The organism is Tsukamurella soli, from assembly GCF_039541155.1.
GTDB classification, from domain to species: domain Bacteria; phylum Actinomycetota; class Actinomycetes; order Mycobacteriales; family Mycobacteriaceae; genus Tsukamurella; species Tsukamurella soli.
On record NZ_BAABFR010000010.1, the window covers coordinates 68,342 to 83,208 of the forward strand.

Genomic DNA, 14,867 nt, shown 5'->3' on the forward strand with positions numbered 1-14,867 from the left:
CGGCGGCTGACGCCGCCGGTAACCGCTCGCAACCGGTATCGGATCCAGGAGGTCCCCATGTGGTTAGTGATCTTGATCGTGGTCGTCGTCGTGATCGCCCTGCTGGTGGGCGCTGTGCTGATCGTTCAGTCGCGGCGACGGCGAGGTGGGGCCGTCATCGAACCGGGCCGCCGCCGCTCGGGCGGTGGCTCATGAGGCTGATGCGGACCTCCGAGGTGACCAAGCGGTGCGTGGTGACGATGGCCGGTGAGGACGTCGCCCAGATCAGGGACCTCGTCTTCGCCGCCGGCGGCGGGGCGGTCGCCGGGTTCACCCTGTCCGGTCGGGGCATGTTCTCGGGGCCGTCGAAGCAGAGCCTGCCCTGGAGTGCGGTCGCCGCATTGGGTCGGGATGCGGTGATGATCAGGGACGAGAGCGTGTTGGAGCCGGCACAACGACTGTTAGATGCCTCGGTGTCCGCGGGTGGCAGCGGCGGCGATGTCCTGCAATCGCAGGTCCTGACCGACTCCGGTATCGACCTCGGCACCGTAGTGGATGTCGTCATCGCGGTCGATCGGTCCCACGCGGGGCGGTGCGATGTGGTCGGGTACGAGATCGAAGCCTCGGAAGCTTTGGGCACCAAGGGAACCCGAATGTTTGTTCCATTACCCGACGCCTTGGCTGCGTCCGGCGAGCACTTGATCGTCCCAGCCGTCGCCCAAGACTTCGTCGCTGACGATCTCGCGGGGTTCGGCGCCGCCGTCCTCGCGTTCCGTGCCCAGTTGGAAGGATCCCGCTGATGCGCTTCTCCGAAACGGTTGGGCGGCAGGTGGTGAGCGCGACCACCGCGGCCACCGTCGGCAAGATCGACGAACTGGTGATCGACCCGCGGGTCCGGTCCGTCGTCGGCATGACGCTGAAGAAGACCGACCACGGGGATACCCTGCGCTGGTCGGACGTCGATGCCTTCGGTGTCGACGCCGTCATCGTCTCCGGCGCCGAGAAGCTCACCGAGACACCCCCGGACCTGGTCGGCCTGTGCGGCAAGGACCACAGGGCGCTCGGTAAGCGACTCCTGGATACCAACGGCGACGAGCTCGGCAGGGTGGACGACGTCGAGTTCGACCCCCGCTCCGGCGACGTCACCGCACTCGTTCTCGCAGACGGCCGGGTACCGGGCACACGTCTCGTCGGAATCGGCTCGTACGCCGTTGTCGTGCAGCATGATTGAGTGCTGAGTCAGAAGATCCCGAACCGCCGGAACGTCGGCACCTTGACGAGGTCGATGAGCAGTGCGAAGAGCACAGCGGCGCCGAAAACGGCCGCGACGACCCCGACGGCGAGCGGCCGCATCTCGATCCCCCAGATCGCGAGTGCGGAGATGATCACCACGTCGGCCACCGAAGCGATGATCATCCAACTGCTGGGGACCGACTTCCACAGGTGTCGACGTTCTCGAACGCAGTAGAGCACCGCCTCGCCACCGAAGACGAGAGTGACCACTGCCAGGGTCTGTAGTCCACCGATCCCCAGACCGAGTGCGTACTTGCCGACCAGCAGGGTGCCGGTGCAGAACGCCAGGAAGCAGGCGCCCATCACGACCCCGGCCTTGGTGAGGCTGCCGATCCTCCACACGCTGGGCGCCGCCGACGGGCGGACATGATCGGTCGTCACCGCCATACCGAGGAAGTCGCCTGTGATCATGATGATGACCATCAGCATCGGCGTCAGGATGGCGTGCCCGGTGATGAGGAGCGCGAGGGTGATGAAGAGGACATTGGTGATCTTCTTGGTCAGCGAATTGAGCGTGTAGGTGAGGATTCGCTGGTAGGTCAGCCGGCCTTCGCGCACCGCAGCGACGATGCCGGCGAGCCCGGAAGTGGTGAGGACGACGCCGGCGGCGGACTTGGCCACGTCGGTGGCCGTGGAGACGGCGATTCCCATGTGGGCCTGTCGCAGCGCGGGGGCGTCGTTGGCGCCGTCCCCGCACATGCCGACGGTGTGCCCCGATTTCTGAAAGCTCTTGACGAGCGCGTACTTGCCTTCGGGGAAGGTACCTGCGAACACCGCGAACTGTTCAGGACGCACGGACTCGGGCAGGGGACCGGCCGGGCAGACCGCGCCGTCCAGGCCCACCGTGCGGGCGATGCTGCTCGCGGTCGAAGCGGCATCGCCCGTCACCATCACCGTGCGTACGCCCATGTGGGCGAGCTCGGCGATCAGGGCCGACGAATCCGCGCGCGGAGGATCGCTGAGGGCGATGAGCCCGATCACCGTCATGCGTGCGTGGACCGGTCCCTCCGCGACGGCGAGTACCCGGAGGCCGCGCGTCTCCAGTTCACCGACTGCCGCCGTCGCCGCGGCCGCGGGAAGGGACAGGGCGATGACGGTGTCGAATGCGCCTTTCACCACCCGCAGATCGCCATCGTGGCCGCTGACCGTGGCCTCCGACAGTCTGTTGGTGGGGTCGAACGGGATGAACCGCTTCAAGGTCGGAGGGCGCATCGTCCGGTGTTGCGACTCCCATGCGCGAATGGCGGCGTCCACAGGATCCTGACCACCGGTGTCGCTGGCCAGCGCCGCGTAGGTGATCACGCGGGCCTCGTCGTAGCCGGGCATGGGCGTCACGGTGTCTACCGACAGCCGGTTCATCGTCAGAGTGCCCGTCTTGTCCACGCAAAGGACATCGACGGACGCCGCCTCGTCGACGGCGGACAACCGGGTGGGGAGGACGCCGAGCTTCCCCAGCGCGCGCGCTCCGAGCGCCGCGGCCAGCGTGAACGTCGCGGGTAGGGCCACCGGTATCGCGGCGAGGATCGCCGTGAGGATCAATGGCACGATCGCTCCGAACGACCACCTGAGCACGACCGCGTAGGCCACCAGGACCACGATGATCACTCCGTTGAAGAGTGCGATGTTGCGGACGATCCGCAGGACCACCTTCTGCTGAGAGCTCTCGACGTGCGCAGTGCGGACCAGCTCCGCGGAACTCCCGAACCTGGTGCGCGGGCCGGTCTGCGTCACCTGTGCATCGGCGGTGCCGCGCTGTACGAGGCCACCGGCGAAGGTCTGGGCGCCGGCCCCGCACTCCACGGGTTCGGACTCGCCGGTCAACGACGACTGGTCCACCAGGATGGAGCCGTCGATGATGTCGACGTCGGCAGGTACCACCGCGCCGAGCGACAACTTGACGAGATCGCCGGGCACTACGGCTGCGGACGCGATCACCTTCCACTTCCCGTCCCGCCGCACCGACGCATTGAGCGCCAGACGAGACTTGAGCGCGGTCAGCGTGGCGGGCGCCCTACCCTCTTGATACAGCCCGATCGCGGCGTTGAAGATGAGCAGGCTGGCGATGACCGCCGCTTCGGTGATGTTGCGCAACACCAACTCCAGCGCGATCGCGGCCTCGAGCAGCCAGGGCACCGGCGCCCAGAACTTCCTGACCGCCTGCATCAACGGGTGCACGGTGGTGTCGGGTAGCGAATTGGGGCCGATGTCGGTCAATCGCCGATCGGCGTCCGCTGTCGTCAGTCCCTTCCGCGCGGCGGTATCGGCACCAACAGGCGGCGTGGTCGACAGCGGTTCGGATGGCTCGGCGGGAAGGGGTTCTGGGTTCATGATCGGCCCCGATGCAGTCGGACACCAGATGTTCGGCGCGGGATCGGGGACCCCTTCGGTGGCTGGCGGCGGACGGCCAATCACTCCGAACTGACTGAACTTCCCAGTGACAGCCACCCTACTCCGGCACGCCGACCGATGCGGATCACCGGTGCGCGGCCTCCGCGGCGGCGCGATACGCGACGGCGAGGCTCGTCACCGTCTCGTGGGCGTTGAGTCCGCTGGGGTTGGGCACCACCCACAGCTCGGCTCCGGCGAACGGCTCCCGCTGTAGTCCGACGGTGGCCTTCGGCAGCCCGAAGGCGGTGCGGTAGGCGGTGATCCCCGCGACGGCGACGACCCGCGGTCGGACTCGGGTAACGGTGTCGCGCAGCCGCTCGGCCCCGGCCCGCAGTTCGTCGACGGTGAGTTCGGAGGCCTTCGCCGTCGCCCGCGGCGCGAGGTTGGTGATCCCGATACCCGCGCGTAGCAGAGCGTCCCGGTCCTGTGGCCGCATCCCGTCCGACGCGTCGATCACGTGGTCCACGATCCCTGCCGCGGCCAGCGCCGGGTAGAAGCGGTTGCCCGGGCGCGCGAAGTGCGCGCCCGTCGCCGCGGTCCACAGGCCCGGGTTGATGCCCACGAACAGCAGCCGGCAGCCGTCGCCGATCAGGTCCGGAACCTCTGCGTCCTGGAACGTCAGGAGTTGCGCTCGGCTGAATCCCACGGTTCTCGGCGCGCGGAACGCGCCGCTACGCCCGCTGCTTGCGGATGTTCTCGAACACGGAGGGGTCGACCAGGGTGGACGTGTCACCGAGCTCGCGGCCCTCGGCGACGTCGCGCAGCAGGCGGCGCATGATCTTGCCGGACCGGGTCTTGGGCAGCTCCGGGACGATGATGATCTCTCGGGGCCTGGCGATCGGCGAGATATCTTTGGACACATGCGCTTTCATCTCGGCGATCAGTGCCTCGGGATCCGAGGCGTCGACGCCCTCGCGGAGGATCACGAACGCGGCGATGGCCTGGCCGGTGGTGGCGTCGCTCGCGCCGACGACGGCGGCCTCCGCGACGCCGGAGTGCCCGACGAGCGCGGACTCGACCTCAGCGGTGGAGATGCGGTGGCCCGAGATGTTCATGACGTCGTCGACGCGCCCGAGCACCCAGAGGGCACCGTCGTCGTCGTACCGCGCGCCGTCGCCGGCGAAGTACCAGCCCTGCTTCTCGTAGCGCGACCAGTAGGTCTCGCGGAACCGCTCGTCGTCGCCCCAGATCCCACGCAGCATCGCCGGCCACGGCTGGTCCAGGACCAGCAGGCCCTGCTCGCCGCGGGGCTCGGGGTTGCCGTCGTCGTCGACGATGTTCGCGCTGATCCCGGGAACGGGTTCCATGGCCGAGCCGGGCTTGCAGGCGGTGGTGCCGGGCAACGGCGCGACCATCGCGGCGCCGGTCTCGGTCTGCCACCAGGTGTCGACGATGGGGGCGGTGCCACCGCCGATGACGTCCCGGTACCAGCGCCAGGCCTCGGGGTTGATCGGCTCGCCCACGGAGCCGAGCACACGGATCGAGGACAGGTCGTGCGCGTCCGGGATCTCGCGGCCCCACTTCATGAACGTGCGGACCAGGGTCGGCGCGATGTAGTAGATCGAGACGCCGTACTTCTCGATGACCTCGAAGTGGCGATGCTCGGTGGGGGAGTTGGGCGTTCCCTCGTAGACCACCTGCGTGGCGCCGTTGGACAGCGGACCGTACACGATGTAGGTGTGCCCGGTGACCCAGCCGATATCGGCGGTGCACCAGTAGACGTCCGTGCCGGCCTTGTGGTCGAACAGGTAGTGGTGGGTGTACGACGCCTGGGTGAGGTACCCGCCCGAGCTGTGCACGATGCCCTTCGGCTTCCCCGTGGTGCCCGAGGTGTACAGCAGGAACAGGGGGTGCTCGGAGTCGAAGGCCTCCGGTGTGTGCTCGGGCGACGCGGCGCCGACGGTGTCGTGCCACCACACGTCCCGGTCGTGCCAGTCGATGTCGTTGCTGCACCGCCGCACGACGATGACCTTCTCGACCGACTCGGCGGCCTTGCCGTCCACGAGCGCGTCGACGGCCTCGTCGACGTTCGCCTTGAGCGGCACGGGCTTACCGCGCCGGAACTGGCCGTCGGTGGTGATCACGACGCGCGCCTGCGCGTCGTCGATGCGGGAGCGGAGGGCGGCGGCGGAGAAGCCGCCGAACACGACCGAGTGGGTGAGCCCGAGACGTGCGCAGGCGAGCATCGCGACCAGCGCCTCGGGCACCATCGGCATGTAGATCGCGACGCGGTCGCCGGGCTTCAGGCCGATCTCGGCGAGGTAGTTGGCGGCCCGGCTGACCTCGTCCTTGAGCTGCGCGTAGGTGATGTCGCGGGAGTCGCCGGGCTCGCCGACCCAGTGGATGGCGATGCGATCGCCGTTGCCGGCCTCGACGTGCCGGTCGACGCAGTTGTAGGCCACGTTGAGCTTGCCGCCGACGAACCACTTGGCGAACGGCGCGTCCGACCAGTCGAGCACGTCGCCGAAATCGGTGTCCCAGGACAGTCGACGGGCCTGCTCCGCCCAGAATCCGAGCCGGTCAGCATCGGCACGGTTGTACAGCTCCCGACCTCGGGTGTTGGCCTGAGCTGCGAATTCTGCGGAGGGCGGGTACACGGCGGGTGCATCGGTCGACATGCCCCAATCGTAGGGATCCGCACGATGCCAGCGAAAGGGTTTGGTCTAGAACCCGTCGACCGGGCAGGTGCGCAACGGGTTGCGATCGCCGCGCGCGTCACGGCGCGGCATGGTTCAATCCGAGTGGATATAACCAGTCGATCCGGGGACAACGCGCGAGTCGGCTCCTACAGTTGTACGCCGTGTGCCAGAAGCGCACGAGTGATCCGGACTGATCGGGGCCGACGCTCACCTGCGCGCCCCGGGGGGGTGAGAAGAGGTGCGTGGTGCGGTGTTTCGGATAGGACGAGGTAGGCGCGCCCTGCTGACGACGGTGACGGCGGTGGCGGTCCTCGCGGCGTCGGCGTGCAGCATGCAGGGGGCGCGGAGCGTCGACACGACCGGGCCCGACGCGATCATCAACGCGTATGCCGGCGAGCCGCAGAACGGGCTGGTGCCGACGAACACCGCGGAGAACATGGGCGGGCGCGTCGTCGACGCCCTGTTCACCGGCCTCTACACGTATAAGTCGGACGGTACCCCGGAGCTGGCGAACGCCGAGTCCGTGGACACCACCGACAACCAGAACTTCACGATTCATCTGAAGAAGGACTGGAAGTTCACCGACGGGACACCCGTCAAGGCCGAGAACTACGTGCGGGCATGGAACTACGGCGCCGCCACCGTCAACGCTCAGCTGCAGCAGAGCTTCTTCTCGCCGATCGAGGGCTATGCCGCCGTCGCCGCGGACGGCTCGAAGCTCACCGAGATGTCGGGGCTCAAGGTGGTCGACGATTACACGTTCACTGTGAAGCTGACGGCACCCAACATCGACTTCAAGCTGGGCCTCGGCTTCACGCCGTTCAAGCCGGTACCCGACGTGTTCTTCACCGAGGGGGCCGCGAAGTTCGGGGAGCACCCGGTGGGCGACGGTGCCTACATGATGAAGGGACCCGACGCCTGGCGGCACAACGTGCAGATCGACCTGGTCCGCAACCCCGACTACAAGGGGCCCGACCAGCCGCGCAACGGCGGGATCTCGTTCCTGCTGTACAGCAGCCTGGACACCGCGTACTCCGACCTCGAGTCGGGGAACCTGGACGTCTTGGAGACCCTCCCCACCAGTGCCCTGGTCAGCTACAAGCGGGTCCTGGGTTCCCGCGCGATGGTGGCCCCGGACGCGTCCGACCAGACCCTGGTGATCCCGTACTATCTGCCCCACTTCAGCGGCGCCGAGGGTGCGCTCCGCCGGGCCGCCATCTCGATGGCGATCGACCGGCAGCTGATCTGCGACAAGATCTTCCACGGTTCGCGCATTCCGTCGCGGGATTTCACCGCCCGATCGCTCCCGGGCTGGAACGGCAGTATCCCAGGCAGCGACGTCCTCGACTACAACCCGACGAAGGCGAAGCAGCTGTGGGCGCAGGCGAACGCGATCGCGCCGTGGTCGGGCTCGTTCCAGATCGCGTACAACTCGGACGGTGACCACCAGGCGTGGGTGGACGCGGCGTCCAACTCGATCTCGAACACCCTCGGGATCGACGCGCACGGGGCGCCGGTGCCCACCTTCAAACAGGTCCGCGACCAGGTCACCAAGAAGACCATCAAGACGGCGTTCCGCAGCGGCTGGCAGGGTGACTACCCCACCATGTTCGACTTCCTGGTCCCGCAGTTCCTCACCGGCGCGGGCTCGAACGACGCACAGTACGCGTCGCCGCAGTTCGACGCCGAGCTCACGGGTGCCGCCCGGCAGCTCGACCCGGCCGCCGCGTACGCGGCGGTGAACAAGGCGCAGGAGTTGCTGCTCCAGGCACTGCCGATCATCCCGCTCTGGGACTACATCGGCGTCGGCGGCGTCGGCCCCGGCGTCACGGCGCACCTGGCCTGGAACGGCCTGCCCGACTACACCCAGATCACGAAGGAGCCGGTCGCGTGACGCGCTATATCCTCAGCCGCCTCGGCCAGATGGTGATCGTCTTCTTCGGGGCCACGTTCCTGATCTACGCGATGGTGTTCCTGGTGCCCGCGGACCCCATCTCGGCGCTCGGCGGTGGTAAGCCGATGTCCCCGGGGCTGATCGCGCAGCTGCGCGAGCAGTACCACCTCAACGAGCCCTTCTACCTGCAGTACCTGCACTACATCGGCGGCGTGTTCCGGCTCGACTTCGGAAAGTCGTTCTCCGGTCAGGAGGTGTCGGCGGTGATGGCTCGGGCCTTTCCCGTGACCGTCAACCTCGCGCTGATCGCGCTCGCAGTGGAGGCGGTGTTCGGCATCGTGTTCGGCGTGATCGCGGGCCTCAACAAGGGGCGCTGGTTCGACACCACGATCCTGATCGTCACCCTCCTGATCATCGCGGTGCCGATCTTCGTGATCGGCTTCGTCGCGCAGTTCGTGCTGGGCGTGCAGTGGCACCTGTTCCCCGTCACCGTCGGCGGGCACCTGGATCTCTACCACCTGCTGCTGCCCGGCTTCGTCCTCGGTGCCGTGTCGTTCGCGTACGTCGTGCGGTTGACCCGATCGTCGATCGCCGAGAACCTCACGGCCGACTGGGTGCGCACCGCGTCCGCGAAGGGCCTGTCCCGGCCGCGCACGATCATCGTGCACGTGCTGCGCAACTCTCTCATCCCGGTCGTCACGTTCCTCGGCGCCGACCTCGGCTCGCTCATGGGTGGCGCCCTGGTCACCGAGGGCATCTTCAACATCCCCGGCGTCGGCGGCACGATCTACCAGGCGGTGATCCGCGGCGAGGCCCCCACGGTGGTCTCGTTCGTCACCGTCCTCGTCCTCATCTACCTGGTATGCAACGTCGCCGTCGACCTGCTGTACGCCGCCCTCGACCCGAGGATCCGCTATGCCTGACCGCATCGAAACCGTCTACCCGGGCCAGGAGCGCTTCGTCGCCGGACCCGACACCGTCGAGGTCCTCGCGGTCGACGCCGTCGACGCGGACGTCCAGCCCGCCGGCTTCTTCAAGTCGGCGTGGCTGGAGCTGCGCACGAAGCCAGTGTTCATCGCGTCGATGGTGCTGCTCGCGATCATCCTCCTCGTCGTGCTGTTCCCAGGCATGCTCGCGCACCAGAACCCCCACCACGCCGCGTTGGAGGACTCGCTGCTGCCGCCGAGCGGCAAGCACTGGTTCGGCACCGACCTGCAGGGGCACGACATCTATGCCCGCGTGATCTACGGCGCGCGCGCCTCCGTCGAGGTGGGCGTCCTGACCACCATCGCGGTCGTGATCATCGGTGGGCTGCTCGGCGTGGTCGCCGGGTTCTTCGGTGGCTGGATCGATTCCGTGATCGCCCGCCTCTCGGACATCTTCTTCGGGATCCCGCTGATCCTCGCCGCGGTGGTCACCATGCAGATGTTGTCGTCGCGGAACGTCCTGACGGTGGTCGTGGTGCTCGCGATCTTCAGCTGGCCGCAGATCGCGCGCATCGCGCGAGCCTCGGCGATCGCGATCCGGAACGAGGAGTTCATCACCGCCTCGAAGTCGCTGGGCGCGTCGCGATTCCGCACGCTGTTCACGCACGTCATCCCCAACTCCCTGGGCCCCGTGATCGTGATCGCCACGATCTCGCTGGGGGTGTTCATCGTCACCGAGGCCACGCTGTCGTACCTCGGCATCGGCCTGCCGCCGACCTCGGTGTCTTGGGGTATCGACATCGCCGCCGGCCAGCAGCAGCTGCGCGAGGGCAGCCCCATCCTGTTCTATCCTGCTGCGGCACTTGCGCTCACGGTGTTGACGTTCATGATGCTCGGCGATGTACTGCGCGACGCGCTCGATCCGAAGGCGAGGACCCGATGACTGCGCAACCGCTCCTGGATGTCCGCGACCTCGAAGTCGAGTTCCGTTCGCAGGGAAGGCCGGTCAAGGCTGTGCGCGGAGCGAGCCTGACCGTATACCCCGGACAGACCGTCGCCATCGTCGGTGAGTCCGGGTCCGGCAAGTCGACGACGGCCGCCGCGATCCTGGGGCTGCTGCAGGGGACCGGGAAGGTGACCGGCGGTCAGATCCTGTTCGGCGGTCAGGATCTCGCGAAGGCGTCGCGCCGCGACTTCGAGAAGGTCCGCGGCAGCGGTATCGGTCTGGTGCCGCAGGACCCCAACACCAACCTGAACCCGCTGTGGCGGGTCGGTTTCCAGATCAAGGAGACGCTCGTCGCCAATGGCGCCGCGAAGCGGGGCGAGACCCGCAGCCGCGCGGTGGAATTGCTCCGCGAGGCCGGTATGCGCGACCCGGAGAAGCGGGTCAACCAGTACCCCCACGAGTTCTCGGGCGGTATGCGGCAGCGCGCACTGATCGCGATCGGGTTGGCCTGCCGGCCTCGGCTGCTGATCGCCGACGAGCCCACGTCGGCGCTCGACGTGACGGTGCAGCGCCAGATCCTGGACCACCTCGAGTCCCTGACCGCCGAGCTCGGCACCGCGGTCCTTCTGATCACGCACGACCTCGGTCTCGCGGCCGAGCGGGCCAGCCACCTCGTGGTGATGTACAAGGGCCGGATCGTGGAATCCGGTCCGGCGCTGCAGATCCTGCAGGATCCACACCACGAGTACACCAAGCGGCTGGTGCGTGCGGCACCGTCGCTGGCGGCGCGGCGGGACGACGGGGAGGCCCTCGCGGGCGGCCAGGCACGCACGCCGACGGTGACCGGCACCGTCGCCGCCGAGCTCGCCGAGGAGGCGTCGTCCAGGCACGCCGAGGAGGCGTCGGCCGGGCAGGACGAGGTGATCGTCGCGCAGCACCTGGTGAAGGACTTCCCGATCCGCGGTGCCGTGCCGTTGGCCGGCGGCAGCACGTTCCGCGCCGTGAACGACATCAGCTTCGCACTGCGGCGCGGCACCACGACCGCTGTGGTCGGGGAGTCCGGCTCGGGCAAGTCGACGGTGGCGCGCATGGTGCTCGGTCTGCTCGAACCCACCTCGGGCACCGTTCATTTCGACGGCCGCGACGTCACATCGCTGCGCGGCGCCGACGGCAAGGAGTTCCGGCGCCGCGTGCAGCCGGTCTTCCAGAATCCGTACGGCTCGCTGGATCCGATGTACTCGATCTACCGCGCCATCGCAGAGCCGCTCGACATCCACGGGATCGGCGACAAGGCATCGCGGGTCGCGCGGGTCAAGGAGCTGCTCGACCTGGTGGCACTGCCGCAGTCGGTGATGCAACGCTTCCCCAACGAGCTGTCCGGCGGGCAGCGGCAGCGCGTCGCCATCGCGCGGGCGCTGGCGCTGCGGCCCGAGGTGGTCGTGTGCGACGAGGCGGTGTCGGCTCTCGACGTCCTGGTCCAGGCCCAGATCCTCACCCTTCTCCAGCAGCTGCAGCGGGAGCTGGGGTTGACCTACCTCTTCATCACGCACGACCTCGCTGTGGTCAAGCAGATCGCGCATGACGTGATCGTGATGTCGAAGGGCGAGGTGGTGGACGCGGGGCCGACCGACCGGGTGTACGACAACCCGGCGTCGGACTACACGCGGGCGCTGATCGACGCGATCCCCGGCGGCTCCATCGAGCTGGCGGGCTGACGCGACCGGCTACGCTGATCGGTCGTGACCGATCCGCTGGCCCCAATCGCCGCCATTCCCGCCGTCACGGACGCGGCCGCCGCCGCGCAGGAGGCGCTCGGGAAGGTGCACCGGCACCCCGCCAACCGGCGGGAATGGGGCGCGGCGGCCACCGAGTCGTCGCTCCGCGGTGCGCGGGCGTCAGCCGCCCTCGACGGCGGCGCGGTGGAGCTGTCTCGCGACGTCGCGGTGCAGGACCCGGTCCTAGCCGGCGCGATGCGGGTCGCGCAGGCCCTGGACGGGCCGCAGCTGGACGCCACCGTCGGCACGTGGCGGCGGGCGCCGCTGCAGGTCCTGGCGCGACTGCACACGCTTGCAGCCGCGGACCTCGTGGCTGCCGCCGACCTGCTCGGCCGGCCGCGGGCGGGGGCCGGCGAGCGGCTCTCGTTGCTGGCGCAGCTGGTGACGGGCGGGACCGGGGTGTCCGCGCCGATCGTCGCCGCCGTAGTGCACGGGGAGCTGCTGTCGCTGCGGCCGTTCGGGGTGGCCGACGGCGTCGTGGCCCGCGCCGCGTCGCGGTTGGTCACGGTGGCGACCGGACTGGACCCGCATGCGCTGGGGATCCCGGAGACCACGTGGCTCAAGTTCGCGGACGGCTACGCCGGTGCTGTCGATGCGTTCGGGATGGGTGCCGAGGAGGGGGTCGTCGCGTGGGTGACGCTGTGTTGCTCGGCGCTCGAGGCTGGTGCGCGGGAGGCGCTGGCGATCGCTGAGCGCTGAGCGACCGGGCGGCCCGAGATCACCCCGACACAGCGCAACGGCGACCCGGCCTGAACTGAGGGTGTCGTACTGGGATGGAGGTCAGTACGTTCCTCAGAACGGGTCCGAATCGCCGTTCGCTAGCACGGATCCCGGTTACCAAGCGTGCGGGAGTGGGTTGTGGTTTCCGGCCTCGGCGTCATTCGAGAGTTGGACCCGCGGTACAACCGCGCTGCCCGTGCTGACCACATGTCTCGAATAACGCAGGCCCACAACGCTTTCTTGCCCTCTGCGGCGTGCTCCGCGTGGGTGCCTGGTGTCCGTGCTGGGAGCCTTGACGGTCCGGGATCCTCGACCTTCTCTTCCGGTGAGGATTTGGCGTCCCGTCGCTCCGTAAGTCATTTGTACCGTGTGACAGCCGTCACAGCAAGGGGTTCGGCGAGATTTCTTGAGAATTCGGGTCAGCGACGCCGCTTCCGTTGCAGCAGAACATAAGTGGCTGTTCCCGCGGCTGCCGCCACGGTGGCCAGGCCGGCGGAGGCCAGCACCGAGGTCCGGGACGGGGTGGGGATCCGGTCGCGCAGCGACACCGGGTTCGAGAACGAGACCACCGGCCAGCCCTGTTCGCCCGCCTCACGGCGCAGCCCACGATCGGGATTGACCGCGGTCGGGTGGCCCACGGCGGCGAGCATCGGGACGTCAGTGATCGAGTCCGAGTACGCGAAGCACTGGGTCAGGTCGTATCCGTTCGTCTCGGCGAGCTTCTGCATCGCCACGACCTTGTTGTCACCGAAGCAGTAGAAGTCCAGATCGCCGGTGTACTTGCCGTCGGCCACCGCCATTGTGGTGCCGATCGCGTAGTCGGCGCCCAGCATGTCGCCGATCGGGTGCACCATCTCCTCGCCCGAGGCCGACACCACCACCACATCGTGCCCGCGCGCGTGGTGCCCCGCGATCAGGTCGGCGGCCTCGGAGAACACCAGCGGATCGACGATGTCGTGGAGCGTCTCGCGCACGATCGAGCGCACCTGGTCGACGTTCCATCCGGCGCACATCTGCGTCAGGTGGTCGCGCATACGCGTCATCTGGTCGTTGTCGGCGGCCGTGAGCAACACCAGGAACTGCGCGTAGCTGGACTTGAGCACGGCGCGACGGTTGATCAGGCCCTGCTCGAAGAACGGCCGAGAGAACGCCATGGTGGACGACTTGGCGATGATCGTCTTGTCGAGGTCGAAGAACGCGGCCACGCGGCGCGCCGGGGCGACGCCGGTTTCGGGTTGACTCACAGGGCCAAGCGTACCGGCGGGTAATCCACAGGAATGCGTATGGTACGCATTCGATCCACAGGAGGTCCCTGGGTGGGGCTACTCGGAGGGGCTGCCCGCGCATCGTTGCGGCATGCGATTCGATGAGATCGGGATGGCAGTGGCCCCGGGTCACCTGGCCGACGACGTGGTGCGGGCGGCGGCAGCGGCGGCCCGCGCGGTGGTCCCGGTGGATCCCGCGCAGCCTCGAAGCGCCTGGGTGTCGGCCCCCTGTCTGCTTCTGGACCCAGGCGCCGCGGCGGTGTTCGCCGAGGCGGCCGGCACCGGCGGCCTGCCGCGGCGGGACGGGGTGGCGTTGGTCTGCACGGACGTCGGCGAGGCCGAGCTGCGGCTGGCGGTGCGCCTGGGGGCGGCGCACGTGTTCGCGCTGCCCGGAGACCTGCGCGACCTGGCGCGGTTCCTCGCGGCGCAGGAGTCCGACGGTGCCGGCCGGTCGCGGGTGCTCGCCGTGCTCGGCGGACACGGGGGAGCGGGAGCATCGGTGTTCGCCGCAGCACTGGCCGTGTGTGCCCCCGCGCGCGCGCTGACCTCGCTCCTGGTCGACGCCGATCCGTGGGGCGGTGGCATCGACCTCCTCCTCGGTTGCGAGGACATGCCGGGCCTGCGCTGGCCCGACCTGTCGCTGCGCGGCGGGCAGGTGCCGTCCGCGCCGCTGATGGCGGCGCTCCCCGGCCGCGCCGACGAGGCGGCGGTTCTCGCGGCGGGACGCGATCCGGCCGCGCAGGAGGCGCCCGTGGAGATCACCACCGAGGCGTTGCTCGCGGTCGTCGACGCCGGGCGCCGCAGTGTGGGGGTCACCGTCGTCGACCTGCCGCGGCGCGCGGGTGGCGTCACGGCGGCGTGCGCCGAGGTCGCCGATCTCGTCGTGTTGGTCACCACTGCCACCGTCCGGGGCGCTGCGGCGACCCGTGCTGCCGCGGCGGCCCTGGGTGGTCGTGCCCGGGAACTGCGGCTGGTGGTGCGTGGGCCGGCGCCGGGCGGTCTGACCGCGCGGGATGTGGAGCGCGCGGTGGGGGTCCCGAAG

Annotated in this window: 13 protein-coding genes; 9 read left to right on the forward strand and 4 right to left on the reverse strand. The window is 68.9% G+C overall.

Annotation, left to right across the window (positions count from 1 at the left end):
• The first annotated feature begins 57 nt into the window (after positions 1 to 57).
• From ABD908_RS05245 to ABD908_RS05255, 3 genes are read left to right on the forward strand one after another with little or no spacing between them, the layout of a single operon-like run.
• Positions 58 to 195, forward strand: coding sequence for a hypothetical protein (locus ABD908_RS05245; RefSeq protein WP_344991882.1), 138 nt, complete (start codon positions 58 to 60; stop codon positions 193 to 195).
• Complete coding sequence (locus tag ABD908_RS05250; RefSeq protein WP_344991885.1) at positions 192 to 779, forward strand: PRC-barrel domain-containing protein; 588 nt, start codon at positions 192 to 194, stop codon at positions 777 to 779. Before ABD908_RS05245 ends, ABD908_RS05250 begins: the two co-directional genes overlap by 4 nt.
• Entirely contained in the window at positions 779 to 1,210 is a 432-nt protein-coding gene (locus tag ABD908_RS05255; RefSeq protein ID WP_344991887.1) for a PRC-barrel domain-containing protein, read from the forward strand. The genes ABD908_RS05250 and ABD908_RS05255 overlap by 1 nt, the downstream gene beginning before the upstream one ends.
• 8 nt (positions 1,211 to 1,218) lie before the next feature.
• Here the strand turns inward: ABD908_RS05255 and ABD908_RS05260 are convergent, their stop codons facing one another.
• The 3 genes from ABD908_RS05260 to acs form a co-directional block, all read right to left on the reverse strand.
• The gene (locus tag ABD908_RS05260; protein WP_344991890.1) at positions 1,219 to 3,600 is read right to left on the reverse strand and encodes an HAD-IC family P-type ATPase; all 2,382 of its coding nucleotides are present in this window, start codon (positions 3,598 to 3,600) and stop codon (positions 1,219 to 1,221) included.
• Positions 3,601 to 3,745: 145 nt separating this feature from the next.
• Positions 3,746 to 4,306 (reverse strand): mismatch-specific DNA-glycosylase, encoded by a 561-nt coding sequence (locus tag ABD908_RS05265; RefSeq protein WP_344991892.1) that lies wholly within the window; start codon positions 4,304 to 4,306, stop codon positions 3,746 to 3,748.
• Between the two features lie 25 nt (positions 4,307 to 4,331).
• Positions 4,332 to 6,278 carry an acetate--CoA ligase gene (gene acs / locus ABD908_RS05270; RefSeq protein ID WP_344991894.1) on the reverse strand — a complete coding sequence of 649 codons (1,947 nt, stop codon included), beginning with the start codon at positions 6,276 to 6,278 and terminating at the stop codon, positions 4,332 to 4,334.
• 352 nt (positions 6,279 to 6,630) lie between these two features.
• Here acs and ABD908_RS05275 point away from each other — a divergent pair, with 352 nt between their 5' ends.
• From ABD908_RS05275 to ABD908_RS05295, 5 genes are read left to right on the forward strand one after another with little or no spacing between them, the layout of a single operon-like run.
• On the forward strand, positions 6,631 to 8,193 hold the full coding sequence (locus ABD908_RS05275) for a peptide ABC transporter substrate-binding protein (protein ID WP_344991941.1): 1,563 nt from the start codon (positions 6,631 to 6,633) through the stop codon (positions 8,191 to 8,193).
• Positions 8,190 to 9,116, forward strand: coding sequence for an ABC transporter permease (locus tag ABD908_RS05280; protein ID WP_344991897.1), 927 nt, complete (start codon positions 8,190 to 8,192; stop codon positions 9,114 to 9,116). Before ABD908_RS05275 ends, ABD908_RS05280 begins: the two co-directional genes overlap by 4 nt.
• Positions 9,109 to 10,062 (forward strand): ABC transporter permease, encoded by a 954-nt coding sequence (locus ABD908_RS05285; protein ID WP_344991899.1) that lies wholly within the window; start codon positions 9,109 to 9,111, stop codon positions 10,060 to 10,062. Before ABD908_RS05280 ends, ABD908_RS05285 begins: the two co-directional genes overlap by 8 nt.
• Positions 10,059 to 11,780 (forward strand): dipeptide ABC transporter ATP-binding protein, encoded by a 1,722-nt coding sequence (locus ABD908_RS05290; RefSeq protein ID WP_344991901.1) that lies wholly within the window; start codon positions 10,059 to 10,061, stop codon positions 11,778 to 11,780. The genes ABD908_RS05285 and ABD908_RS05290 overlap by 4 nt, the downstream gene beginning before the upstream one ends.
• A gap of 24 nt (positions 11,781 to 11,804) precedes the next feature.
• On the forward strand, positions 11,805 to 12,539 hold the full coding sequence (locus ABD908_RS05295) for an oxidoreductase (protein WP_344991904.1): 735 nt from the start codon (positions 11,805 to 11,807) through the stop codon (positions 12,537 to 12,539).
• A 440-nt stretch (positions 12,540 to 12,979) separates the two neighbouring features.
• Here the strand turns inward: ABD908_RS05295 and ABD908_RS05300 are convergent, their stop codons facing one another.
• Entirely contained in the window at positions 12,980 to 13,804 is an 825-nt protein-coding gene (locus tag ABD908_RS05300; RefSeq protein ID WP_344991907.1) for an HAD family hydrolase, read from the reverse strand.
• Between the two features lie 112 nt (positions 13,805 to 13,916).
• On the opposite strand from ABD908_RS05300, the gene ssd reads away from it, so the two are divergent.
• Positions 13,917 to 14,867, forward strand: a 951-nt coding sequence (gene ssd / locus ABD908_RS05305; RefSeq protein ID WP_344991910.1) for a septum site-determining protein Ssd, incomplete at its 3' end; no start/stop codon positions are given.